This is a genomic window from Rhodoferax sp. ZS1R25 (assembly GCF_056521335.1).
The window spans coordinates 165229-188725 of the sequence record NZ_JBWMAZ010000001.1 but is presented as its reverse complement, the minus strand read 5'-3'; the positions used below and the strand labels follow the sequence as shown (position 1 = coordinate 188725).

Genomic DNA, 23497 nt, shown 5'->3' with positions numbered 1-23497 from the left:
CGGTACAACACAGAAAGACCAATATGACAGAGGCAAACACACAACACCCCACTTCGTTGAGTTGGAAACTGGGGCTGAACATGCCCATGCACCGCCGCGTGTTTGCCAGCTTTTTTCTCTATGCGTTTTGCATAGGTGGCTTTTTTCCGCGGCTGGCAGAAATCCAGCGCAGCATGGGTGTGGGGGAGGGCGCGCTGGGGCTGGCCCTGATCGGCGTGGCGGCGGGCACCCTGGTGTCGCTGACCTTTGGCGGGCCCCTGGTCGAGCGGGCCGGGCACCGTCGCGTGTTCCTCTACCTGTTGCCCGTGTTGCCGGTGTTCTACGCGCTGGCCGCCGTGGCCAGTTCGCCGGCCTGGATGTTTGTCAGCCTGTTCCCGGCCGGCCTGATGCTGGGGGCGATTGAAGTGGCCGTCAACCTGGAAGCCGACCGGGCCGAGCACGCCACGGGCCGCCGCATCATGAACCGCTCCCACGCGTTCTGGAGCATTGGCTTTTTCAGCGCCGCTGCGCTGGGCTCGCTGATGGCCTACCTGGAGGTGTCGCCGCTGGCTCACCTGCTGGTGGTGGTGCTGATCTCGTGTGTGTTGACCACCGCGCTGCTGGGTAAGTTTGAGGTGGCCCCGCAGCGCGAAGCGGACCAGCAGCATGCGGATGTTCCAGCCCCCAAGTTCTCGGTGCCCAGCGGCGCCATCTTGTTGCTGGTGCTGGTCACCCTGCCGGCCATGGTGCTGGAGGGTGCGGGCTTTGACTGGTCTGCCATCTACATGCGCGACATCTTCAACGCCACGCCCTTCATGGGTGGGGTGGCCGTGGCCACCGGGGCAGCGGCGCAGGCATTCACCCGCTATGTGGCGGATCGGTTTGTCGAGCGGCACAGCCCCGTGCTGGTGGCGCGCTGCCTGTTGAGCGTGCTGGCCGTGGGCTGTGTGCTGGTGTACCTGGCGTTAAATCCCGCGCTCTCGTTGCTGGGCTTTGCGCTCATGGGTGTGGGCAGCAGTGCCATCTTCCCGCTGGCCATGTCTGCCGCCGCGCAGCGCACCGACCGGCCATCGAATGTGAACGTGGCGGCCCTGGCGCAAACCGCGTTCGTGTCCTTCCTGCTGGCGCCGCCTTTGCTGGGCTTTGTGGCGCAACACTTTGGCATTCAATGGGCGTTTGGGGTCGCCTTGCCACTGGTCGTCCTGAGCCTGAGTGTGTCGTCCGCCATCGGCGCTTCGGGCAAGCACAAGGATTAGCCCACCACCAAGCGGCCATACTGCCGCGGCGAGCTGCCCATCACGCGTTTGAACGCGGTGCCAAAGGCGCTCTCGGACTCGTACCCCAGCGACAGCGCAATGGCCGACAGCGGCTCTGGGGTGCGCGCCAGCCGGTCGGCGGCCAGCAGCATGCGCCAGCGCGTCAGGTAGTCCATTGCCGACACGCCCACCGTGGTCTTGAACTTGTGTGCAAAAGCCGAGCGCGACATGCAAGCCTGCTGCGCCAGGTCTTGCAGGCTCCAGCTGCGGGCAGGGTCGGCATGCATGGCGCGCAGGGCCGCGCCGATCTGCTTGTCCGCCAGCGCAAACAACCAGCCCACGCCACCCTCCATGCCACGGACCATGTGCACGCGCAGGGCCTGCACCAGCATCATGTGGGCCAGGTGCTGCGCCATCAGATAGCTACCCGCTTGCTCCGCATGCAGCTCCTGCATCATGCGTTCGATGGACCAGCGCAGCGCCGCCTGCTCCTGCGTCTTGCGGATGTGCACGATGGGCGGCAACATGCCCAGCAGCATGTCCGCATGCTGGCCGGCCAGCGTGAAGCGGCTGCCCACCAAAAACACCGAGCCACCGCCATTCCATCGCACCACGCCGCCCGCCTGGGCGGGCGGAAACACGGTGGTCGAATCCATCGGTGCCAGCGCAAGGTCGCTGGCCAAGCGAAAAGGCCGCCCACTGGGCAGCAGAAAGCAGTCCCCGGCCTTCAGTTGCACGGGCTCGGCCACGCCCTCGACCGCCAACCAGCATTCGCCCGACGCCACCGCATAGCACTTGATGCCCACGTTGCCGGTGAAGGCAATCGACCAATCGCCCCCCGCATCAAAACCTGCGGACACATGGCTGCGCGGTTGCAGCAACGACAAAACATCAGAAAGAGGATCCATAGAGATAGACAGCGCCTGAAAAGTGCGTTGGACGATTGCAATGGAAAACAAGACTTTGCAGCATAGACCGTATTGGCCCCAGTGCCTACATTTCTCCCATGGCGACGACCAAGGGGGTCGCCGCCCGGTTCAATCAGGAGAAATCGCCATGCGTGTTTTTGTGACCGGTGCCACCGGCTTTATCGGGTCTGCCATTGTTCAAGAATTGTTGGGTGCAGGACACCAGGTGCTGGGGCTGGCGCGTTCAGACGCGGGCGCTGCGTCGCTCAAGGCTGCCGGTGCCGACGTGCACCGGGGTGACCTTGAAGACTTGGACAGTCTGCGCAGCGGCGCTGCGCAGGCAGATGGCGTCATCCACACCGCCTTCAACCACGACTTCTCTCAGTTCAAGGCCAACTGCGAAGCCGACCGCAGGGTTATCGAGGCCTTGGGCTCTGCATTGGTAGGAAGCCAACGCCCCCTGGTCATCACCTCGGGCACGGCGCTGTTGCCATCGGGCCGTCTGGGGATGGAGAGCGATGCCCTTGTCGCAGACGCTGCGGCCATCCCCCGCGTGGCGTCTGAAGAGGCCGCCGCGGCGCTGACGGCGCGCGGTGTACATGTCTGCGTCGTGCGCTTGCCCCCTTCCGTGCATGGGGCGGGTGACCACGGCTTTGTGCCGCTGCTGATCGGCATGGCACGCGGCCAAGGCGCTTCTGCCTATGTGGGCGAGGGCCAAAACCATTGGCCCGCCGTGCACCGCTTGGATGCCGCGCAGCTGTACCGCCTGGTGCTGGAGAAGGGCGTGGCAGGTGCCCGCTACCACGGTGCCGCAGAAGCGGGCGTGCCATTCAAAGACATTGCCGCCGCTATCGGCCGTGGTCTGAACCTGCCGCTGGTCGCCAAGACCCCAGAGCAAGCGGCCGAGCACTTTGGCTGGTTCGCCCACTTTGCAACCATCGACAACCGCGTATCGAGCCAGCACACGCGCGAGGTGCTGGGCTGGGCGCCAGCACGGCCAGGCCTGCTGGAGGATTTGGATGGGCCAGGGTACTTTGAAGTCTGAGGGGCGTAGGTAAAAATAGAATCTGCTTAGCGTTCCCCATCCCAGGAGTTCACCATGGCAGTACCCGAGAAAGTCAAAGGCCCCGCGTCGTATTTCCCTTCCATCGAGAAGACCTACGGCCACCCCATGGACCACTGGTTTGCGCTGGTGCACCAGCAGCAGGGCAAGAAGCACATGGAGATCGTCAACTGGCTCAAGGCCGAACACGGCATGGGCCATGGCCACGCCAACGCCGTCGTCGCGCATTGCCTGGCAGCCGCCAAGTGAGCGCGCCCATCGCGCCTGCAGAGGCGGCACGCCTCAAAGCCCTGCCCAAGGCCGAAGTCCACCTGCACCTGGAAGGCTGCTTTGAAGCCGCGCTGATCGCGCAGTGGGCCAAGACCGAAGGCGTGGCCTTGCCCCGTCCGCAAGAGGATTTGTTCAAGTTCTCGGGCCTGGCGGACTTTCTGGGCTTCCTGGATCTGGCCTGCAGCCTGGCCCGCACGCAAGACCGCCTGGTGGAGCTGAGCTACGGCCTCAGCCAGCGGCTGGCCGCCAACGGCACCGGCTATGCCGACGTCATCTTCAACCCCACGCACTGGCACGCCTGGCACGGCCGCCTGGGCCCCATGCTCGATGCCATCCACGCGGGCTTTACCGCAGCGGAGCAAGACGGCCTGCTCGGCGTGGGCCTGTGCGTCAGCCTGCTGCGCACGCAGTCGGCAGACGAGGCCATCGAACTGGTGGACACCTTAACCACCCTGCGTCACCCGCGCGTGGTGGCACTGTCGGTAGACGGCAACGAAGCCACCGCCGGCCGCACCGGCCCCCGGTTTGCAGAGGCCTTTCGCAAGGCGGGCAGTGTCGGCCTGCGCCGCACCGTGCATGCGGGCGAATCCAGTGGCCCCGAAGGCGTGTGGGACGCGGTGGAGCTACTGGGCGCCGACCGCATCGACCACGGCGTGCGCGCCATCGAAGACCCAGCGCTGGTGCAGATGCTGGCGGACCGGCAGATTCCGCTGGGCGTGTGCCCCACGTCGAATCTGGTGCTGGGCGTGTATCCGTCTATCGAGGCGCATCCCATCGAACGGCTGCGGCTGGCGGGTGTGCGTGTCTCCGTCAACACCGATGACCCGGCGCTGCTGGGGGCGAGTTTGGTGGGGGAGTACGCGCTGTGTCGGCAGGCGTTTGGGTGGACGGATGAAGTGACACGGGCGGTGGCGCGGACTTCTATAGAGGCTAGTTTTGCGGATGAGGATGTGAAGGCGGGGTTGCTGGAGAAGTTGAAGAGCTGGTGAGATTGGTCGAGGCTTCTGGTCGCACATTAGGGGTGCCCAGTCCACAGCGCAAGCCCTCCCCAGTTGGTCTTTGTGCCGTTTGTTCCTCCTCGCGTGAACTGCGCGAGATGCCGTGTCCCACGCATGGATCAACATTCGACGTCCGTTAAGTCATGTTTCCTCAGCGAGCATTTCCTCGATTGCTTTTACGGTTGCTTCAACTCGTGTTCGTGTCTCAGGAGACAAGTTGGCCATCTTGATCGCTTCTTTCTCAACTGCGAGCGCAAAGTGAAAAGCCAATACCGGTTTTGATCTCCCAGCAGTTTTCAAAAAATCTGTAACTGAGGTCGCAATTGCGGTGGAGTCATCCTCAAGGACGTATTTCTTGAAATCCTCAATCGAAAAGGTGTCTTCAATTCCAGTTCCATGGGGTAGTTTGAGAAGTTTCTTCTTTGCAATCTCTTCTACATCTCCAAAGTGCTCCTTCTTAAGATTTTTGAAAACTTCTCGACCTTGTTTGTCATCATCAATTGCCACAACGAAGTCCAGTCCCCAGCCTCTGAACATATTGGCCAGTACTTCAATCTTGTTTACTCCCGTAGCAGCAATAAAGTGCGCAACCCTTTTTGAGCCTGTCAGTTTCCAAAATGCTGTCAGGTAGTAGTACCCGCTCATCTCTTCCAACAGGACGTTGTTTTTCTTTTTGACGACTTGATGTTGAGAAAGATCTGCGCCCATAGCTGCTAGCACAGGGGAGAGGGTGTCGGTGGTGGCCGCACCCAATCTGTGCGCGTCAATAATTGTGGTCGGGCTATCTTCAAGGTCCCCATCCCTTTGTACGGCATGAACCCGGAATAGCTTTGAGTACTCAATCATCTGCGGACTGTGCGTTGTGTAAACGACAGTCGATGTGTCTTTCCCCAATTTGTTGATTAACTTTAGTACGTCGCCTTGCGCCTTGGAATGAAGATTAGCACCAGGTTCATCCAATAAAAAAACTCGCTTGTTCCCGGTTTTTTCCGAGGCCTTTAGTTGCAGGTAGAAGGAAACGAACCATCGAACTCCTTGGCTCCGTTGTTTGGGGTAAAGCTGAGTGTTGCCATCGCAAATCCAAAATACCAGATGTGCTTTACCCGCTTTATTGGCCGTGGTGGCAGGGTAGTTATCAATGTCACATTTCAGCGAAAGCTTTCCTTCCTTGCCGATTGTTTGACTCCAAAATGCATTGAAATCCTGGCTAACCCGAGAGTTAGCCTTATTTAGTTTGTTTTCGCGTGCGCGTTTATCGTCCTTCAATAGTTCAGGCAAATTCACGTCCGCGATTGCAAGAAAATTCGCCGCAGCCCTAGCCCCCGGTCCTGTCGGCTCACCCTTGTCATCAATATCAACGGTGTTTGGCAGGCGCCCCGTTTCTTCGTTAAATGGGACAGCTATTGGAATGGCGGCCCAGATGACATCTGCAATGAGCTGAGAAGACAGTGGTGGGTCTTCCTCCTCCTCCTCTTCCTCTTCCTCTTCGCTAATCGCCGTTGCAGTTTCAACAACTGGGACTTGCGGTGGCACAAATTTTTCCTTCGCTTGATTTTCTTCTAGCAACGATTTGAGTAAGTCATCGTGACAATCTGCTTCCGCTTCGTATGTAAAACCTGATGCGGTCGCGGTGCGCCTCCATGAGATGCTGATTTCGATGATGCTGGATTTCAGCTTCACATACGTTGAAATAATCTCTGACTCTTCTAAGGAAAGCTCTGAAAAACCACCAATGATCTCTGTTGCGTTGATTTCAACGCGAAGATTCACGTGGGGAAGTGGTGCGCTTGTTCTGAAATCATCAACTGTTGGTGTCGCGTTTGAGAGTCCGCAATGCAAAGCATCCAGTACGGATGTCTTTCCACTTTCATTCTGGCCGACTAAAACGGTGATTCCGTCAGCAGAAAAGGGAATCCAATCCGAATGCGCGATCGAGCGGAAATTCGTTATTTGAAAAGCCAATAGTTTCATATGGTTCTCTTTAGTTGTTTCGCATCCCTATGAGATAGGCGTAGTTTGACCCTGCCTATCCCAGAAACAATTCTACTGGGCAGTTTTCAAGAGACCTCATTCCGAGGAGCTCGCATTCGATCAATTAGGACTAGCTTCTACAAAATAAAAAAGCTCCTGATTTGCTATCAAATCAGGAGCTGTGTGCGCAATGAATACGGGAGGCTAGAGGCCAATAGCCCTCATATCTCTCCCCCGATGGCCAGTCAAACCACCCCAGCCCTCTCCAACATCGCATGCAGCAACACATTGCACCCCGCGGTGATGTGCTCCGGCTTGGCGTCTTCAATCTCGTTGTGGCTGATGCCGTCTTTGCAGGGGATGAAGATCATGCCGGCGGGGGCCAGCTTGGCCATGTAGACGGCGTCGTGGCCAGCGCCTGAGACGGCGGGCATGTTGGAGTAGCCCAGCTTCTTGGCGGCGCGGCCCACGGCGTCTACGCAGTTCTCGTGGAAGGCGATGGCGTTGTAGCTGGACACCATTTCGATCTTCACGTCCACGCCGTGCTCCTGGCCCACCTTGGCGGCAAAAGCTTTCACCTCGTCGGCCATCTGGTCCACCAGCGCGTCGGTGGCGTTGCGAAGGTCGATGCTGAACTTCACGCGGCCGGGGATGACGTTGCGGCTGTTGGGGAACACCTGGACCATGCCCACGGTGCCACGGCCGTGCGGCGGGTGGCGGTGTGCCGCGGCCACCACGTCTTGCATGATGCGGGTGGCAGCCAGCAGCGCGTCCTTGCGTAGCGCCATGGGTGTGGGGCCGGCGTGGGCTTCCATGCCGGTCACGGTGCAATCAAACCAGCGGATGCCCAGCACGCCGCTGACCACGCCAATGGTCACGTCGTTGTCTTCCAGCACGGGGCCTTGTTCGATGTGCGTTTCAAAGTACGCGCCAATCGGATGGTCGCCGGGCTCTTGCGTGCCGATGTAGCCAATGCGTTCCAGCTCGCCTTTCACGCTCTTGCCTTCAGTGTCCGTGGCCGCATACGCATGCTCCAGCGTGAAGGCCTTGGCGAACACGCCCGAGCCCATCATCACCGGCACAAAGCGGCTGCCTTCTTCGTTGGTCCAGAAGGCCACTTCGATGGGCGCTTCGGTCTCAATGCCCAGGTCGTTCAGCGTGCGCACCACTTCAATGCCGGCCAGCACGCCGTAGTTGCCGTCGAACTTGCCGCCCGTGGGCTGGGTGTCGATGTGGCTGCCGGTCATGATGGGGGGCAGGCTGTTGTTGCGCCCGGCGCGGCGCATGAAGCCGTTGCCGATCTTGTCGATGGTGATGGTCATGCCGGCGTCCTTGGCCCAGCCAAGGACCAGGTCACGGCCCTGTTTGTCCAGGTCGGTCAGCGTCAGGCGGCACACGCCGCCCTTGGGTGTGGCGCCAATTTTGGCCAGCTCCATCAGCGAAGCCCAGAGGCGCTCGCCGTTGATGCGGACTTTGTCGATGTCGGTGGCAGTTGCGGTGGTCATGGTGGTGTCCTCAGGCTTGGCGTTTGACGGCGGTGGGGGCCAGCGTGTCGGCCCGCAGCTTGTTGGCGGCAAAGTTGTCGTTGAAGGCGGGGCGCTTGATGTAGCGGCCCTTGCCCTTCACAGCGCGCAGGTCGCCCTGCACGAACACCAGCTCACCCTGGCTCACGGTGTGGCTGGGGATGCCCTTGACGGTGCGGCCTTCAAAGATATTGAAGTCGCCCTTGCTGTGCTGCGTCTTGGCCGACAGGGTTTTGGTGCCTGCGGGGTCCCACACCACCAGGTCGGCATCGGCGCCCACGGACACACTGCCCTTTTGCGGGTAGATGTTGAACAGCTTGGCGGTGTTGGTGGACGTGACGGCCACAAACTCCGACGGCGTCAGGCGGCCGGTGTTCACGCCTTCGTCCCAGATCACGGCCAGGCGCTCTTCCACGCCGCCGCAGCCGTTGGGGATCTTGGAGAAATCGTCTTTGCCCGCGGCCTTTTGCGCGGCGCAGAAGGTGCAGTGGTCGGTAGCCGTGGTGTGCAGGTTGCCGCTTTGCAGGCCGCGCCACAAGAATTCGCTATTGCCCTTGGGGCGGAAGGGCGGGCTCATCACGTGGGCGGCAGCGGTCGCAAAGTCGGGGTGGCGGTAGACGCTGTCGTCCAGCACCAGGTGGCCCGCCAGCACCTCGCCATACACGCGCTGGCCGCGTGCGCGGGCGCGGGCAATCGCCTCGGCCGCTTCCACACAGCTCACGTGCACCACGTAGATCGGCACGTTCAGCACATCGGCAATGGCGATGGCGCGGTTGGCGGCTTCGGCTTCCACCATGGGCGGGCGGGACAGCGGGTGGCCTTCGGGGCCTTTGATGCCCATCTCGGCCACGGTTTTCTGCAGCAGGTAGACTAGCTCGCCGTTCTCAGCATGCACGGTGGGCATGGCGCCCAGCTCCAGCGAACGCTTGAAGCTGTTCACCAGCGTTTCGTCGTCGCACATGATGGCGTTCTTGTAGGCCATGAAGTGCTTGAAGCTGTTGATGCCTTCTTCCTTCACCAGCGTGCCCATGTCCTGGCGCACCTGCTCGCTCCACCAGGTGATGGCGACGTGGAAGGAATAGTCCGACGCGGACTTCTCGGCCCAGCCGCGCCACTTGCGGTAGGCGTCCAGGATGTTTTCTTGCGGGTCAGGGATGACGAAGTCGATGATGGTGGTGTTGCCACCGGCCAGGCCCGCAGCCGTGCCGGTGTAGAAGTCGTCCATGGTGGTGGTACCCATGAACGGCAGCTGCATGTGGGTGTGCGGGTCAATGCCGCCGGGCATGACGTACTGGCCGCCCGCGTCCACGGTGGTGGCGCCAGCTGGGGCCGTCAGGTTTTCGCCCACGGCGACGATCTTGCCGTCTTGCGTCAACACATCGGCCCGGAAAGACCGGTCGGCGTTCACTACCGTGCCGCCTTTGATCAGAATGCTCGTCATAAATGCTCCTAAATTAGTAGCTGTTTGCGCAATGGATACGGGGGCTGGAGGTCGATTTGATGCCTAAACCCTGGCTCAGGCAGCCTGGCGTATGGGGTTGTTGGGGTGGGTGGTCCAGTCCGCATGTTTATCGCTCACTTGCAGGCCGGTGCGCAAGTCTTTTTCGCCAGCCGGCACATCGCGCAGGGTGATGGTGTCTGGCACGGGGCACACGGTCACGCACAGGTTGCAGCCCACGCATTCGTCTTCCTTCACCTCGAAGTGGCGCTTGCCGTCTTTCATGAAGGTGATGGCCTGGTGGCTGGTGTCTTCGCAGGCAATGTGGCAGCGGCCGCACTGGATGCAACTGTCCTGGTTGATCACGGCCTTGGTGATGTGGTTCAGGTTCAGGTAGCGCCAGTCGCTCACGGTGGGCACGGCCTTGCCGACGATCTGGTCCACGCTGGTGAAGCCCATCTCGTCCATGTAGTTGGACAGGCCGTCGCTCATCTCCTGCACGATCTTGAAGCCGTAGACCATGGCGGCGGTACACACCTGCACGGTGCCACTGCCCAGCGCGATGAAGTCCAGCGCGTCGCGCCAGTTGCCAATGCCGCCGATGCCGCTGATGGGGATACCGGCCGTCTGCGGGTCACGCGCAATCTCGGCCACCATGTTCAGCGCAATGGGCTTCACGGCCGGGCCGCAGTAGCCGCCGTGGCTGCCCTTGCCGCCGGTGGAGGGCGACATGGTCAGTGTGTAGGGGTCCACGCCCATGATGGAGTTGATGGTGTTGATGAGCGACACCGCGTCGGCCCCACCTTTTTTGGCGGCGCGGGCGGGGTTGCGGATGTCGGTGATGTTGGGCGTGAGCTTCACGATGACGGGCAGCTTGCTGTACTGCTTGCACCACTCCGTCACCATCTGGATGTACTCGGGCACCTGGCCCACGGCGGCGCCCATGCCGCGCTCGCTCATGCCATGCGGGCAGCCAAAGTTCAGCTCGATGCCGTCAGCCCCCGTGTCTTCCACGCGCGGCAGAATAGCCTTCCAGCTTTTCTCTTCACACGGCACCATCAGCGAGACGATCATGGCGCGGTCGGCCCAGTTGCGTTTCACCTCGGTGATCTCGCGCAGGTTCAGTTCCAAATCGCGGTCGGTGATCAGCTCGATGTTGTTAAAGCCCATGAGGCGGCGGTCCGGCGAGAGCAGGGCGCCGTAGCGCGGGCCGTTGACGTTGACGACCGGGGGGCCGGCTTCGCCCAGCGTCTTCCAGACCACGCCGCCCCAGCCGGCTTCAAACGCGCGGTTGACGTTGTAGGCCTTGTCGGTGGGCGGGGCGGATGCGAGCCAGAAGGGGTTGGGGCTTTTGATGCCGGCGAAAGTGGTTGCGAGATTGGCCATGGTGGGACTCCGGTGTTCTTGAAGATGGCCGCTCAGGCCGAGATGTAGGCGTGGATGGCTTTGGCGGAGCGCTGGCCGTGCTCCACGGCTTCCACGGTCAGGTCCAGCCCGCCGGCACGGCAGTCGCCGCCGGCCCACACGCCCTTCAGGTTGGTGGTGCCCGCGTCATCGGTGGCGATCTTTCCGCCGTTCAGCGTCAGGCCGCTCTCAGTCAGCACGGGGTTGCCCAGCTTCTGGCCAATGGCTTTGAGCACGGTGTCGGCCTCAAAGGTGATCTCGCGGCCCGTGGGCTGCAGCTTGCCGCCCACCAGGGCCTGGTCGGCAAAGCGCACGCCAGCCACATGGCCGTCGCGGCCCACAATTTCTACGGGTGAGAGCCATTGGTGCAGCACCACGCCATTGGTCTGCGCCCAGTCTTGCTCGGCCTGCGATGCACCCATGGCATCGCGCCCGCGGCGGTACACCATGTGCACCACCTTGGCACCCAGCAGCTTGCTTTGCACCGCGGCGTCCACCGCGGTCATGCCGCCACCAATCACCACCACGCGGCGGCCCACGGGCAGCGTGGCTTTGTCTTCGGTCTGGCGCAGTGTGGCAATGAAGTCCACCGCATCTTGCACGCCGTCCAGGTCTTCGCCGGGCACGCCAAGCTGGTGCGTGGTGGCCAGGCCCATGCCCAAGAATACGGCGGCGTAGTCCTTGCGCAGCGCTTCCAGCTGCGCCACGGTTTCCAGCTTCCAGCCGGTCTGGATGGTGATGCCGCCAATGTCCAGCAGCCACTGCACTTCGCGCTGGGCAAAGTCGCCAGGCGTCTTGTAGCTGGCCAGGCCGTATTCGTTCAAGCCCCCAGCCTTGGGCTTGGCGTCAAACACCACCACGTCATGGCCCTCACGCGCCAGCGTGTAGGCACAGGCCAGGCCTGCGGGGCCAGCGCCCACCACGGCTACTTTTTTGCCGGTGGCTGGGGCGCGGGTAAAGATCTGCGGCTTGTCGCTCTCCATCAGTGCGTCCACGGCGTGGCGCTGCAGGCGGCCAATGGCGACCGGGCGGTCTTCCTGCGTGTTGCGCACGCAGACCGCCTCGCACAGGTTCTCGGTGGGGCAGACGCGGGCGCACATGCCGCCCAAGGGGTTGCTCTCCAGAATCGCCTTGGCCGAGCCGCGCAGGTTGCCATCGGCAATGCGCTTGATGAAGGAAGGCACATCAATGCTGGTGGGGCAGGCCGTGGCGCAGGGCGCGTCATAGCAATACAGGCAGCGCTCAGCTTCCAGCAGGGCCTGGGTATTGGTAAAGCGCGGGGTGGCGTCGGCAAAGCGCTGGACGTATTCCTCAGTGCTGAGGCGGCCTGCACGCACGTCGGTGAAGGATGAAGAGGGGGTGGACACGCTGGCAACTCCTTAAAAAACTGACCGTTTGGTCAAGTCATGGGTTGCATGCTAGCAATCCACGTGCCACGCTGTAACTAGGGTTTGCCCGCAACCCCGGCACCGGAGGGGTGCGGCCCGTCAGGTCGCTCAGGCCAAAAAGTCGGCCACGGCCTGCATCACCTGGGCATCGCGCAGCAGCCGGGTGTGGCCCAGGCCGTCGGTGGCTAGCAGCCGGGCGCCGCGAATGGCCTCGGCAAAGGCGGCACCGTCGGCAAAGTGGTTGATGCGGTCGCCGTGGTCATGCACCACCAGGGTGGGCTGGGTCACGCCGGGGCCGCTAGCCTGCGGTTCAAACTGGGCCATGAGCATGCCCTCGCGTGACTCAATACGGCGCTGCAGGGCGGCGCGCATGGCTTCGTGCAGGCCAAACACCTGGGCAAACAGGCGGGTGTATTCGCGTGGCGAGGCCGGTGGCGCCAGCAGCACCACGCGCTGGGTGGGCAGCCCCCGCGCCGCGGCAAATGCCAGTGCGTTGGCCGCCAGCGAATGCGCCACCACGCCGTGCACGGCCTGCCCCTGCTGGGCCAGGCGGGCCAGGGTGTATTCAATGGCACGGGCAAACTGCGGCAGGTTGCTCACCCGGCCTGCGCTCTTGCCGTGGGCGGGTAAATCCAGCAGCACGGGGCGCAGACCCTGGGCCATCAGGGCCTGCGCCAGCGGCAGCATTTGGCCCGCATGGCCGCCCCAACCATGCACCAACAGCACGCACGCGCCTTCAGCTGGTGCGTCTTTGGCGGGTGTGGGGTGGTGCAAGGTCAGGCTGGCCTGCTCAAACGCCCAGCGCTCCTGCGTCCAGGCGCCGGGCCAGGGGCGGTCGCGGCGCAGCCAGCGCGGCGGCAGCGGTGTGCCAAACAGGCGGTAGGCCAGGCGCAGGCCCAGGGCCGGCCAGAGCCGCTGGGATGTGCCCATGGCCAGGCGCAGCACGCGGGTGGCGGGGTTGCTGGCGTAAAAGTCAGAGGTGGCTTGCAGGGCCGTGGTGGTGGTAGCAGTCGACATGGTGGGCTCCATTTCGGGTCAGTAATGAATCCAGTCCGCATTGCTGCGGGGCAATCCGTCAAACAGCCTGCACAGGCGCAGGCCAAGGTAGAGCACCGCGGCGATGGCGGCAACAAACAGGGCAAAGATCAGCATGGGATTTCCTTTCTTCGCACGATTGTGCGAAATTGACTCGGACCAAGGGAACGGGTGGGCATAGTGAAAACCTCAGGTGCGGTAGCTGGCCAGGATGCGCTGCCAGGTGGCCTCGGCGCGCTGGGCGGCATGGGGGTCGCGCAGAAAGCGGACGTCGTGCAGCAGAACCATGATGGTGCCGTTGAGTTCGGACACCAGCTGGCCGGGGTCGGTGTCCGGGCGCAGGTGGCCGGCGTCGACGGCCTGCAGTACGCTGCGCCGCAGCGCTGCGCGCCAGCGGATCACCTCTTGCAGCAGCGTCTCGCGCAGCTCGCCCTCGCGGTCGTCCAGCTCAAAGGCGCCCGCGGTGTAGAGGCAACCCGTCTCTACCTCCACTTTGTGCACGCGGGAAATCCAGCGCTGCGCAATGCTGTCCAGCCGCGGCAAGCCCTTGGGCGCCTGCATGGCGGGCACAAACACATCGGCCAGAAAGCGGCGGCCGTACTCTTCGATGACGGCCTTTTGCAGCGCCTCGCGCGAACCCACACGGGAGAACACGCCGCTCTTGGACAAGCCCGTGCGGTCCGCCACGACCTGCAGGTTGATCGCCTCCAGGCTTTCGTCCGCGGCCAGACGCAGCGCCGCGTCCACGATGGCGGCACGGGTCAGTTCACTTTTGTGGGTCTTGGCGTCCATGTGGCGAATATTAGCACGGGTGTGCGAAATATGCCAAATGCCAAGTTTCTCGGCTTGGCGGTGACACGCCACTGTCACACCTTTGTCATGCGACGCGACGACAGTGCGTCTTTTTGCCCCATGGGGACGTCTACATGCTGCTGCGCTCACTCACCACCCTTGCCATCGCCCTCAGCCTGACGGCCTGCGCCACGGCCCCCGGCGCCAGCCGCTCCAGCTACACCTTTGGTCTGTGGGGCGATATGCCCTACAAAAAGGCGGGCGACGACGCCAAGCTGCCGGCCGTGCTGGCCAGCATCAATGCCTCGGACGTGGCGTTTTCTGTCTACGACGGTGACATCAAAGATGGCAGCTCCAAATGCACCGATGACATCTACACCGATGCATTGGCGATGTTTGGCAGTATGAAAAAGCCTGTGGTTTATGTGCCCGGTGACAACGAATGGACCGACTGCCACCGCAGCAACAACGGCGGCTATGACGCGCTGGAGCGCCTGGGCCACCTGCGCCGGGTGATGTTCCCCAGCACTGCCAGCCTGGGCCAGACCACCATGCCGCTGGAGCACCAGGGCAGGCAGGGTGAAAAGTACGTGGAGAACACCCGCTTTAGCCAAGGCCCCGTGGTGTTTGCAGGGCTGAACGTGCCGGGCAGCAACAACAACGTGATCCTGAGCGAGAAAGAGTGCCTCAGCAAGAGCGCGCGCAACGCTACCCAGTGCGATGCCGCCAATGCCGAATACCTCGAGCGCGACTCCGCCAATGTGCTGTGGTTGCAACAAACCTTCGAGCAAGCCAAGGCCAAGGGCGCGTTGGGCGTGGTGCTGGTCATCCAGGCCGACCCCGGGTTCGACTTGCCAGAGACCGAGGACGTGGATGAAAGCCAACTGCCCCAGTACAGCGGCTACCGCAACTTCATGGCGCACATCGTGAAGCAGACCGAGGGCTTTGCCGGTCAGGTCCTGCTGGTGCATGGCGACACCCACTTCTACAAGGTGGACAAGCCGCTGTATTCCCCCACCAAGCTCTTGCCCAACCTGACCCGCTTGCAAACATTCGGTAGCCCCAGCCTGCATTGGGTCAAGGTGACGGTGGATGCGAACGCCGAGCAGCTGTTCCAGATCCAGCCGGTCATCGTGCGCCAGCCCTGAGCGCTGGCTAGCTCTGGCTCGCGTGCTGCAGCCAGGCGCTGAAGCTCTGCAAGGCGGGTTTGTCGTCGCTGCCTTCGGGCAACACCAGGTAGTAGTGGCGCGCGCCGGGCAGCGACGCGGCGTGGGCCAGCACCAGTTCGCCACGTGCCAGCTCGGTCTCTATCAACAAGCGCGGCACCAGCGCCACTCCCATGCCCTGGGCGGCGGCGGCGGTGGTCATGGAAAACTGCTCGTAGCGTGGACCGGAGAGGGCCAGCGGCGCATCCACCCCCTGCGCGGCAAACCAGGCCTGCCAGCTGTCAGGCCGGGTGCTTTGCTGCAGCAGGGGCAGTGCCGCCAGCGCGCGGGCGCCCAGGCTCTTGCGGCCGCCCAGCAGCGCAGGGCTGCAGACAGCCACCACTTCTTCCACCATCAGCGGCACCCCGCGCGCGCCAGCCCAGTGCTGCACCTGGGCCTCGGTGCCCGCAAAGATGGCCGCGTCAAACGGGGTATCGGCAAACAGGAAAGGACGGGTGCGGGTTTCGATGTGCACCGTGGTGTCCGGGTGCAGCGTGTTGAAGGCCTGCAGGCGCGGGATCAACCAGCGCGCTGCAAACGTGGGCACGCTGGCCAGCTGCACCGTGCCGCCCCGCCCCTGGGTGGACATGAGGTCTAGCGTGTCCTGCTCCAGGCCGCGCAGGCGCAGCGCCACCTGCTGGGCGTAGCGTGCGCCGGCCGTGGTCAGCGCCACGCCATGGCGCGTGCGGCGAAACAGCGGCGTGCCCACCAGCTCCTCCAGCGCGGTGATCTGGCGCGACACGGCGCTTTGCGTAAGCGCCAGCTCTTGCGCGGCGCGGGTAAAGCTTTCGTGGCGGGCGGCTGCGTCAAAGCACAGCAGGGCCTGTGTGGCGGGGATTTTGCGGCGCATGGGCAGGCGTCAGGGTGCGTGGGTCGGGTGCAGTGCTGCGGCGTCGCGCACGTGGTGCGCCGCCGCGCGGGCGGCGGTCAGGCGTGCATCGTCCAGCGTGGCAATGAGCAGAGTAGCCTGCCGGTCCGCCTGAGCCACGACCTGGCCATCGGGCGCGGCCAGCAGGCTCAGGCCGCCGTAGCGCACATCGCCCTCGGCACCTATGTAATTGGCATAGGCCACATACAGCTGGTTCTCATACGCGCGCACGGGCACCAGGGACTGGGCCACAAAGTCGAACTCCGGCATATTGGCCGTGGGCACCACGATCAGGTCGGCTCCGGCGAGTGCCAGGCGGCGCGTGGTCTCGGGAAACTCCACGTCGTAGCAAATCAGCAGGCCAATGGTCCAACCCTGCAGCGCAAAAGTGGCGGCGCCCGGTGTGCCGGCTGCAAACTGGCCCCGGTCCAACGCGCCAAACAAATAGGTCTTGCGGTAGTTCAGGCAGCGCTGGCCTTGCGCGCTGATCCACTGCGCGGTGTTGAACACCGCGCCGCCCGCGTCCCGCTCTGGGTAGCCATAGACCACGGCTACGCCATGGCGTTGTGCGCTGGCGGACACGGCCTGGGCCCAGGCGCCGTCGGATGGCTGGGCCAACTGCTGCACTGCCGTCGCCCCGATGGCGTAGCCGGTGACAAACATCTCGGGGCACACCAGCACTTGCGCGCCGGCTGCGGCGGCTTGTTCCGCGGCCCGGTCCAGGCGCAGCAGGTTCCCCTCCACGTCGAGCGGCGCGGGTGCGCATTGCAACAGGGCCAGGGTCAGGGGCGTGCGCATGGCGTTCAGTCCGGCAGGGCCATGGGGCCCAGCGTGGGAAACACGTCGCCGGGGCCGGGGTTGCTGGCGTGGGTGTGGCCACCCAGGTGGTGGACGATGCCCCACACCGCGTTCAGCGAGGTTTGCACCGCGCCCTCCACCCAAGCGGGCGTCCATGACACATCGTCGCCGGCAATGAACAGGCCTTTCTGTTCGGCGGGAAACGCGTCCTGCATGAAGTGCGCATACATGCGCTGGTTGTAGCGATAGTGACCGGGCAGCGCACCCTTGAAGGCACCCAGAAAAAACGGGTCGGCCTCCCACGACACGCAAATGGGGTCGCCAATGATGTGGCCGGCAATGTCCACCTTGGGGTAGATCTTCTTGAGTGCCTGCAGGGCAAGCTTCACGCGCTTCTCAGGTGACTGCGGCAGCATCTTGAGCGCGTCGCCCATCCAGGCGTACGACAGGCAGATCACCGCAGGCTGGTCTGGGCCGTTGTCAAACAGGTAGGTGCCACGCGTGAGCCGGTCGGTCAGCGTCATGCTCATCACATCGCGGCCGGTCTCGGGGTCTTTGTCTTTCCAGAACGGGCGGTCCACCATCACAAAGGTTTTGCTGGATTGCATGTAGCGCGTGCGGTCCAGCGCCATCCACATCTTTTGCGAGAACAGCGACTCCTCCACCGCAATCTGCGTGGTCAGCAGCCAGCTTTGGCAGGTGGTCAACACGGCGCTGTAGTGGCGTGTGTCGCCCCAGCAGTCGGTCACGGCCAGGCGGCCATCTGCGGCGCGTGCAATGCTGGCCACCCCGGCGCGCGTAGCTCCGGCGTGCAGGCTTTCCAGCGTAGTGCCATGCGGCCAGTGCGCCAGCTGGGTCGGCGCGTGGCGCCACAGCCCGTGCGGCACCTGGTCCGCACCGCCCACAATGAGGCGTTGCGCATCGTCGCAGTTGGTCAGCACCACGCGCAAGATTTCAAGCATGGAGTTGGGGAAGTCCGAGTCCCAACCGCCCGTGCCAAAGCCAACCTGGCCAAAGACCTCGCGGTGCCGGAACGACAAACTGGAAAACGCTTGGGAACTGGCAATGAAGTCGTAAAACGTGCGGTCGTCCCACAGCGGCACCAGCGTGTTCCACAGGCGTTTGAGTGTGGGCACATCGCGTGTGCGAATGGCGTCCTGCATGTCGGCAAAGCGGGCATCGTCTTCCAGCGCCTGGGTCCAGGCCTCGGCCACCTCGCGGAACACGGCGGGCAGGTCGGCCAGCGATTGGGCGTAGTGCGTCTCGCCCTCCAGATCAATCACCGTGCTACCCGATGCGGGTGTCAGCGGGTTGGGGAAGGGGCGCGTCTGCAGGCCCAGTTGATGGACGTAGTGGTAGAAGGCCGTGCCCGAGACCGGAAAGCGCATGCCCCCCAGCTCCGCCACGGTGGCTTTTGTGCCCTCAAAAATTTGCGAGCGCAGGCGGCCACCCATTTTGGAGGCCTCGTAGATCACCGGCTTGAGACCCAGCTTCATAAGTTCGTAGGCCGCGACCATGCCCGCCATGCCGGCGCCCACAATGGCCACTTCTTCGCCCAGGCGCGCGGCGGGCAACTGGCCCAGGCCCGCAGGGTGGGCAATCCAGTCGTCAAACGCGAAGGGAAAATCCGGCCCAAAAATGGTCACCGGTGGGCGCGTGCCGGGCGCGGTGGCGGAGGTGGTGTGACCCATGGCAAGAAGCCCCGAAACAAAAACACACTATGGCATAGGCATGCGTGAATCGCAAGATAGTCGATTGGATGTCTTGGTTAAAGCCATGCGCACAGGAGGATTAAAAATGCAACGCACGCATACCTGGGTGCAAAAGCCTTGATTGTGTGAACGGGGCTCACGGGCTACCATAGCCATCCCGATTACCGCTTGGAGCCCTCTCATGCCGCACGCCGCATTCAACTGGCAAGACCCCTTTTTGCTGGACAGCCAGCTCAGCGACGACGAGCGCATGGTGCGCGATGCCGCGGCGGCCTACTGTCAGGACAAGCTGTTGCCGCGTGTGACCCAGGCTTTCCGTGAAGGCAGCACCGATCCCGCGATCTTTCGGGAGATGGGCGAACTCGGTCTGCTGGGCCCGACGATTCCCGAGCAGTACGGCGGTCCCGGCCTGAACTACGTGGCCTACGGCCTGATTGCGCGCGAAGTGGAGCGCGTGGACAGCGGCTACCGCAGCATGATGAGTGTGCAGAGCAGTCTGGTGATGGTGCCCATCTTTGAATTTGGCACCGAGGCACAAAAACAGAAGTACCTGCCCAAGCTGGCCACGGGCGAATACATCGGCTGCTTTGGGCTGACCGAACCTGACCACGGTTCCGACCCCGGCAGCATGGCCACACGCGCCCACAAAGTGGCGGGCGGCTACAAGCTGAGTGGCAGCAAGATGTGGATCAGCAACAGCCCCATTGCCGACGTGTTTGTGGTCTGGGCCAAAGAGGTGAGCGAGGGTGGCAAGGTCGGCCCCATCCGCGGTTTTGTGCTGGAAAAAGGCATGGCTGGCTTGAGTGCCCCCGCCATCCACGGCAAGGTGGGCCTGCGCGCATCCATCACCGGTGAGATCGTGATGGACGGTGTGTTCTGCCCCGAAGACAACGCCTTCCCTGAGGTGCAGGGCCTCAAAGGCCCCTTCACCTGCCTGAACAGCGCACGCTACGGCATCGCCTGGGGTGCGCTGGGTGCGGCCGAAGACTGCTGGTTCCGCTCGCGCCAGTACACGATGGACCGCAAGCAGTTTGGTCGCCCCCTCGCGGCCAACCAGCTGATCCAGAAGAAGCTGGCCGACATGCAAACCGAAATTGCATTGGGCTTGCAGGGCTGCCTGCGCCTGGGTCGCATGAAGGACGAAGGCACAGCGTCGGTGGAGATTACCTCCATCCTGAAGCGCAACAGCTGCGGCAAGGCGCTGGACATTGCGCGCCTGGCGCGCGACATGATGGGCGGCAACGGCATCAGCGACGAGTTTGGTGTGGCGCGCCACCTGGTGAACCTGGAAGTGGTGAACACCTACGAGGGCACGCACGACATCCACGCACTGATTTTGGGCCGCGCGCAGACCGGCATTGCCGCCTTCGCCAACTGAGGTTTCTGGCCTGCCGCAGCGCAGGGGCATCGCATAAACTCGTTGGGGTAATGGCATCCCCCACAGACACACCCACACCCACCGGGCCAGTCACCCTGGTCGATGTGGCGCGCGCGGCAGGGGTGTCAGCCAGCACGGTGTCGCGCATTCTGAACGGCACAGCCAAGGTAGCGCCAGAGAAACGCGAGGCGGTGGAAGAGGCCATTCGCCGCCTCCATTTCAAACCCAATCTGTTTGCACGCAGCCTGAAGACCGGCATCACCATGACGGTGGGCGTGCTCACGCAGGCGATTGAAAGCCAGTTTTATTCCCGCGCCCTCAAGGGCATCGAGATGGGCCTGCAGAACAGTGGCCATTCCCCCATCATCGTGAGCGGCCACTGGAACGCCGAGGCCGACGTGGCCAGTCTGAAGCTGCTGGCCTCACGGCGTGTGGATGGCCTCATCATCCTGACCGGCAACATTGCCGACAGCGAGGTGTTGGCCGTGTCACAACAGCGCCCTGTGGTTATCACCGAGCGGCAGCTGGAAGGCCCGAACGTGCGCTCCATCAACCTGGACCAGAAGCGGGGTGGCTACCTGGCCACACAGCACCTGCTGGCCCTGGGCCACACGCGCATTGCCCACATGGCGGGTGCCGAAGATCGGCCCGATGCGCGGCAGCGCTACCTGGGCTATTTGCAGGCGCACGAAGAAGCCGGCGTGGTACCCAACCCGCGCTGCGTGGTGCGGGGCAACTTCACGGACCAAGGCGGCTACCTGGCCGCACAAAAGTTGCTGGACAGCGGCGAGCCGTTCACCGCGATCTTTTGTGCCAATGACGAGTCGGCTGTCGGTGCGCGCCTGGCGCTGTACCAGCGCGGAATTCGCGTGCCCGAAGACGTATCGCTGGTGGGCTTTGACGACCTGCCCCTGTGCAGCTATACAACGCCGCCGCTGACCAGCGTGCGCCAACCGGTGTACGAAGTGGGCCTGTACGCGGCCCACACCTTGCTGGAGATGATGGGCTACCCCAGTGAGGCCGTGCAGGTGCCACCGTTGCAGTTCATGGTGCGCCAGACCACGCAGGCGCCGCCCACTGCCTAGCGGGCAGGTTGCTGTGCGATGAAGTCGCGCAGCCACAGCGCGCTGCTTTTGGGAATGCGCTGCTGTGTGGCGTAGTCCACATAGCAAATGCCAAAGCGGCGCGTGTAGCCGTGGCCCCACTCGTAGTTGTCCAGCAGTGACCAGGCCAGGTAGGCACTGATCGGCACTCCGGCCTCGCGCGCCTGGGCCACAGCGGCAATGTGGGACTGGAGGTAGTCGCGCCGTACCGGGTCATGCACCTGGCCGTTCTCCAGCACATCGTCCATGGCGGTGCCGTTCTCGGCAATGTAGATGTCGGGCACGCGGTAGTCTTGGTGGATGCGTACCAGCATCTCGCGCAGGCCGTCGGGCCAGATCTCCCAGCCCATGTCCGAGAACGCAGACGTGGCGCAGCGCACTTCGGCCGCATGGGGGAACGCCTTGGCATCGCTGTGCTCCACATGGCCGCGCGAGTAATAGTTGATGCCCAAGGAATCAATGGGCTGGCAGATGGTGGCCAGGTCGCCTTCGTGCACCACGGGCACGGCGGCGCCATATCCGTTCCAGATGTCTTGCGGGTAGTGGCCCAGAAACATCGGGTCCATGAACCAGCGGTTGAACACACCGTAGGCGTTGTGCGCTGCCTGGCGGGAGGCGGCGGTGTCATCCGCCGTGTGATACGGCTTCACGTCCAGCACTACGCCTAGTCGGGCTTTGCTGGTGTTGGCGCGCAGGGCCTGCATGCCCAAGCCATGGGCCAGCATCAGGTGGTGGGCGACCTGCAGGGCCTTGGCCTGGTCCATCTCGCCGGGCGCGTGGCGGCCTTCGAGGTAGCCCACGGTGGCGGAGCAGCGGGGTTCATTGAAGGTGGCGTAGCCATAGACACGGTCGCCCAGGCGATGGGCCACGACGGCAGCGTAGTCGGCAAAGGCGTGGCAGGTGTCGCGGTTCAGCCATCCGCCTTGGGTGTGCAGGCCCATGGGCAGATCCCAGTGGTAGAGCGTGGCATAGGGCGCAATGCCGTTTTCCAGCAGGCGGTCCACCAGGCGGTCGTAAAAGTCCAGGCCCTTGGCATTCACGGCACCGCGGCCCTGGGGTATCACGCGCGGCCAGGCAATCGAGAAACGGTAGGCGTTGTGGCCCAGCGCGTGGATCAGGTCCACATCCTCGCGCCAGCGGTGGTAGTGGTCACAGGCCACATCACCATTGCTGCCGTCCTTGATACGCCCGCTCTTGTGGGCAAACTCGTCCCAAATGCTGGGCAGGCGGCCGTCCTCGTTGACGGCGCCTTCAATTTGGTAGGCCGAGGTGGAGGCGCCGAAGTGGAAGTGGGATGGAAATTTCATGGGGGTTATTGAGGGGACGGGCTACAGCGCCGCAATGAGCGGTGCTGGCCGTTCGCAGGTGGTGGTGAGTTGCAAGGTTTGGCCGGCGTGTGCAGCATCGAGAGCGCGCTCCATGACTTCCAGCACATGCAGCGCCAGTTCTGCGCTACAGCGGTGGGGCCGTCCGGCCTGCATGGATTGAGCCATGTCGATGAGCCCCACACCGCGCACATTGGTGGTGTAAGGGCGCTTGCCAATGGCGCGCAGCCACGGGCCTTCGCGCTGGGCCGACTTGACGGTGCCGCCGAAGCGGTTGGGGTCGGGCAACAGGATGCTGCCCTCATCTCCATAGAACTCCATGGGCTGGTGGGCGTGCTTCCAGACGTCGAAGCTGCTGGTCAGCACCACCTGGGTACCGCTGGTAAATGCGAGCTGGGTGACGATGTGGGTGGGCACTTCCACGCGCAGCGTTTTGCCGGCATTGGGGCCCGAGGCAATCCGCCGCTCGGTGTGGGTGGTGTGGGCCGTGCCGCTGACCTGCGCCACCGGACCCAAGTGATGCACCAGATGCGTGAGGTAGTACACGCCCACATCCAGCAACGGTCCTGCGCCAGGCTGGTAGAAGAACGCGGGGCTGGGGTGCCATTCGTCGGGTCCGGCCGCCATGAAATGGGCCGTACCGTGGCGAATGCGCCCGACGGTGCCTGCGTCGACCAACGCACGCACCGTCTGCGCCGCAGCGCCAAAAAACGTGTCGGGCGCGCTGCCCAGGCGCAGCTGCTGCCGGGCGGCCAGTGCCGCCAGTTCTTGCCCCTCGGCAAACGTGGCAGCCAGTGGTTTCTCGGTGTAGAAATGTTTGCCCGCCTGCAGCGCCCGCATGCCGATGGCATGGTGGGCCACGGGTGGCGTCAGGCTGAGGATGATGTCGGCCTCGCTCTCCAGCAGCGCATCCAGTGACATGGCGCGCAGGCCAAACTCCTGGGCCCGGCGCTGCGCGTTTGCTCCGGAGCCGCCATCGGCTAAGCCCACGAGGCGGAATTGCCGACTGCGCTGCAGGGTGCGCAGGTAGGCCGGGAAGATATTCCCGACGCCCACTATGCCAAGTGCCAGGGTCATGGGGTG

The 23497-nt window shown here is 63.5% G+C and carries 20 protein-coding genes; 7 read left to right on the top strand and 13 right to left on the bottom strand.

Annotated features, from left to right (window positions below; translation table 11 throughout):
• The first annotated feature begins 23 nt into the window (after positions 1-23).
• The gene (locus AC097R_RS00820) at positions 24-1235 is read left to right on the top strand and encodes an MFS transporter (RefSeq protein WP_479595695.1); all 1212 of its coding nucleotides are present in this window, start codon (positions 24-26) and stop codon (positions 1233-1235) included.
• Here AC097R_RS00820 and AC097R_RS00815 read toward each other — a convergent pair.
• The gene (locus tag AC097R_RS00815) at positions 1232-2143 is read right to left on the bottom strand and encodes an AraC family transcriptional regulator (protein ID WP_479595693.1); all 912 of its coding nucleotides are present in this window, start codon (positions 2141-2143) and stop codon (positions 1232-1234) included. The two genes, AC097R_RS00820 and AC097R_RS00815, sit on opposite strands and share 4 nt — an antisense overlap.
• A gap of 148 nt (positions 2144-2291) precedes the next feature.
• Here AC097R_RS00815 and AC097R_RS00810 point away from each other — a divergent pair, with 148 nt between their 5' ends.
• From AC097R_RS00810 to add, 3 genes are read left to right on the top strand one after another with little or no spacing between them, the layout of a single operon-like run.
• Positions 2292-3188 carry an SDR family oxidoreductase gene (locus tag AC097R_RS00810; protein WP_479595692.1) on the top strand — a complete coding sequence of 299 codons (897 nt, stop codon included), beginning with the start codon at positions 2292-2294 and terminating at the stop codon, positions 3186-3188.
• Positions 3189-3242: 54 nt separating this feature from the next.
• The gene (locus AC097R_RS00805) at positions 3243-3455 is read left to right on the top strand and encodes a DUF4287 domain-containing protein (RefSeq protein ID WP_479595690.1); all 213 of its coding nucleotides are present in this window, start codon (positions 3243-3245) and stop codon (positions 3453-3455) included.
• The gene (gene add / locus AC097R_RS00800; RefSeq protein ID WP_479595689.1) at positions 3452-4465 is read left to right on the top strand and encodes an adenosine deaminase; all 1014 of its coding nucleotides are present in this window, start codon (positions 3452-3454) and stop codon (positions 4463-4465) included. The genes AC097R_RS00805 and add overlap by 4 nt, the downstream gene beginning before the upstream one ends.
• Before the next feature lie 150 nt (positions 4466-4615).
• Here add and AC097R_RS00795 read toward each other — a convergent pair whose 3' ends face one another.
• The 7 genes from AC097R_RS00795 to AC097R_RS00765 all read right to left on the bottom strand — a co-directional run bounded on the left by AC097R_RS00795 (position 4616) and on the right by AC097R_RS00765 (position 14025).
• Positions 4616-6445 (bottom strand): ATP-dependent nuclease, encoded by a 1830-nt coding sequence (locus tag AC097R_RS00795; RefSeq protein ID WP_479595687.1) that lies wholly within the window; start codon positions 6443-6445, stop codon positions 4616-4618.
• Between the two features lie 245 nt (positions 6446-6690).
• Positions 6691-7950 carry a Zn-dependent hydrolase gene (locus tag AC097R_RS00790; RefSeq protein ID WP_479595685.1) on the bottom strand — a complete coding sequence of 420 codons (1260 nt, stop codon included), beginning with the start codon at positions 7948-7950 and terminating at the stop codon, positions 6691-6693.
• A gap of 10 nt (positions 7951-7960) precedes the next feature.
• Positions 7961-9409: a dihydropyrimidinase gene (hydA, locus tag AC097R_RS00785; RefSeq protein ID WP_479595683.1), complete on the bottom strand. Its 1449-nt coding sequence runs from the start codon at positions 9407-9409 to the stop codon at positions 7961-7963.
• Positions 9410-9484: 75 nt separating this feature from the next.
• The gene (gene preA / locus AC097R_RS00780) at positions 9485-10792 is read right to left on the bottom strand and encodes an NAD-dependent dihydropyrimidine dehydrogenase subunit PreA (protein WP_479595681.1); all 1308 of its coding nucleotides are present in this window, start codon (positions 10790-10792) and stop codon (positions 9485-9487) included.
• 32 nt (positions 10793-10824) lie between these two features.
• Positions 10825-12177: an NAD(P)-dependent oxidoreductase gene (locus tag AC097R_RS00775; protein WP_479595679.1), complete on the bottom strand. Its 1353-nt coding sequence runs from the start codon at positions 12175-12177 to the stop codon at positions 10825-10827.
• A gap of 129 nt (positions 12178-12306) precedes the next feature.
• Positions 12307-13215 carry an alpha/beta hydrolase gene (locus AC097R_RS00770; protein ID WP_479595677.1) on the bottom strand — a complete coding sequence of 303 codons (909 nt, stop codon included), beginning with the start codon at positions 13213-13215 and terminating at the stop codon, positions 12307-12309.
• A 207-nt stretch (positions 13216-13422) separates the two neighbouring features.
• Entirely contained in the window at positions 13423-14025 is a 603-nt protein-coding gene (locus AC097R_RS00765; protein ID WP_479595675.1) for a TetR/AcrR family transcriptional regulator, read from the bottom strand.
• A 134-nt stretch (positions 14026-14159) separates the two neighbouring features.
• Here AC097R_RS00765 and AC097R_RS00760 point away from each other — a divergent pair, with 134 nt between their 5' ends.
• Complete coding sequence (locus tag AC097R_RS00760) at positions 14160-15173, top strand: hypothetical protein (protein ID WP_479595674.1); 1014 nt, start codon at positions 14160-14162, stop codon at positions 15171-15173.
• A 7-nt stretch (positions 15174-15180) separates the two neighbouring features.
• Here AC097R_RS00760 and AC097R_RS00755 read toward each other — a convergent pair whose 3' ends face one another.
• From AC097R_RS00755 to AC097R_RS00745, 3 genes are read right to left on the bottom strand one after another with little or no spacing between them, the layout of a single operon-like run.
• A complete protein-coding gene (locus tag AC097R_RS00755; RefSeq protein WP_479595673.1) occupies positions 15181-16080 on the bottom strand; it encodes a LysR substrate-binding domain-containing protein in 900 nt (299 codons plus the stop codon).
• Between the two features lie 9 nt (positions 16081-16089).
• On the bottom strand, positions 16090-16896 hold the full coding sequence (locus AC097R_RS00750) for a carbon-nitrogen hydrolase family protein (protein ID WP_479595672.1): 807 nt from the start codon (positions 16894-16896) through the stop codon (positions 16090-16092).
• A 5-nt stretch (positions 16897-16901) separates the two neighbouring features.
• On the bottom strand, positions 16902-18587 hold the full coding sequence (locus AC097R_RS00745; protein ID WP_479595670.1) for a flavin monoamine oxidase family protein: 1686 nt from the start codon (positions 18585-18587) through the stop codon (positions 16902-16904).
• 202 nt (positions 18588-18789) lie between these two features.
• On the opposite strand from AC097R_RS00745, the gene AC097R_RS00740 reads away from it, so the two are divergent.
• The gene (locus AC097R_RS00740; protein WP_479595668.1) at positions 18790-19986 is read left to right on the top strand and encodes an acyl-CoA dehydrogenase; all 1197 of its coding nucleotides are present in this window, start codon (positions 18790-18792) and stop codon (positions 19984-19986) included.
• Between the two features lie 50 nt (positions 19987-20036).
• Positions 20037-21071, top strand: a complete 1035-nt coding sequence (locus tag AC097R_RS00735) for a LacI family DNA-binding transcriptional regulator (RefSeq protein ID WP_479595666.1) — start codon at positions 20037-20039, stop codon at positions 21069-21071.
• On the opposite strand, the gene AC097R_RS00730 is transcribed toward AC097R_RS00735, so the two are convergent.
• Together AC097R_RS00730 and AC097R_RS00725 are read right to left on the bottom strand one after the other, a co-directional pair.
• A complete protein-coding gene (locus tag AC097R_RS00730) occupies positions 21068-22396 on the bottom strand; it encodes a GH1 family beta-glucosidase (RefSeq protein ID WP_479595663.1) in 1329 nt (442 codons plus the stop codon). The two genes, AC097R_RS00735 and AC097R_RS00730, sit on opposite strands and share 4 nt — an antisense overlap.
• A 21-nt stretch (positions 22397-22417) precedes the next feature.
• Positions 22418-23491 carry a Gfo/Idh/MocA family protein gene (locus AC097R_RS00725; RefSeq protein ID WP_479595661.1) on the bottom strand — a complete coding sequence of 358 codons (1074 nt, stop codon included), beginning with the start codon at positions 23489-23491 and terminating at the stop codon, positions 22418-22420.
• Between the last annotated feature and the right edge of the window lie 6 nt (positions 23492-23497).

Excerpts from the sequence above, each read along its gene's own strand:
- AC097R_RS00820 (WP_479595695.1), top strand. The coding sequence starts at position 24 with ATGACAGAGGCAAACACACAACACCCCACTTCGTTGAGTTGGAAACTG.
- AC097R_RS00815 (WP_479595693.1), bottom strand. The coding sequence starts at position 2,143 with ATGGATCCTCTTTCTGATGTTTTGTCGTTGCTGCAACCGCGCAGCCAT.
- AC097R_RS00810 (WP_479595692.1), top strand. The coding sequence starts at position 2,292 with ATGCGTGTTTTTGTGACCGGTGCCACCGGCTTTATCGGGTCTGCCATT.
- AC097R_RS00805 (WP_479595690.1), top strand. The coding sequence starts at position 3,243 with ATGGCAGTACCCGAGAAAGTCAAAGGCCCCGCGTCGTATTTCCCTTCC.
- AC097R_RS00795 (WP_479595687.1), bottom strand. The coding sequence starts at position 6,445 with ATGAAACTATTGGCTTTTCAAATAACGAATTTCCGCTCGATCGCGCAT.
- AC097R_RS00790 (WP_479595685.1), bottom strand. The coding sequence starts at position 7,950 with ATGACCACCGCAACTGCCACCGACATCGACAAAGTCCGCATCAACGGC.
- hydA (WP_479595683.1), bottom strand. The coding sequence starts at position 9,409 with ATGACGAGCATTCTGATCAAAGGCGGCACGGTAGTGAACGCCGACCGG.
- preA (WP_479595681.1), bottom strand. The coding sequence starts at position 10,792 with ATGGCCAATCTCGCAACCACTTTCGCCGGCATCAAAAGCCCCAACCCC.
- AC097R_RS00770 (WP_479595677.1), bottom strand. The coding sequence starts at position 13,215 with ATGTCGACTGCTACCACCACCACGGCCCTGCAAGCCACCTCTGACTTT.
- AC097R_RS00765 (WP_479595675.1), bottom strand. The coding sequence starts at position 14,025 with ATGGACGCCAAGACCCACAAAAGTGAACTGACCCGTGCCGCCATCGTG.
- AC097R_RS00760 (WP_479595674.1), top strand. The coding sequence starts at position 14,160 with ATGCTGCTGCGCTCACTCACCACCCTTGCCATCGCCCTCAGCCTGACG.
- AC097R_RS00755 (WP_479595673.1), bottom strand. The coding sequence starts at position 16,080 with ATGCGCCGCAAAATCCCCGCCACACAGGCCCTGCTGTGCTTTGACGCA.
- AC097R_RS00750 (WP_479595672.1), bottom strand. The coding sequence starts at position 16,896 with ATGCGCACGCCCCTGACCCTGGCCCTGTTGCAATGCGCACCCGCGCCG.
- AC097R_RS00745 (WP_479595670.1), bottom strand. The coding sequence starts at position 18,587 with ATGGGTCACACCACCTCCGCCACCGCGCCCGGCACGCGCCCACCGGTG.
- AC097R_RS00740 (WP_479595668.1), top strand. The coding sequence starts at position 18,790 with ATGCCGCACGCCGCATTCAACTGGCAAGACCCCTTTTTGCTGGACAGC.
- AC097R_RS00735 (WP_479595666.1), top strand. The coding sequence starts at position 20,037 with ATGGCATCCCCCACAGACACACCCACACCCACCGGGCCAGTCACCCTG.
- AC097R_RS00730 (WP_479595663.1), bottom strand. The coding sequence starts at position 22,396 with ATGAAATTTCCATCCCACTTCCACTTCGGCGCCTCCACCTCGGCCTAC.
- AC097R_RS00725 (WP_479595661.1), bottom strand. The coding sequence starts at position 23,491 with ATGACCCTGGCACTTGGCATAGTGGGCGTCGGGAATATCTTCCCGGCC.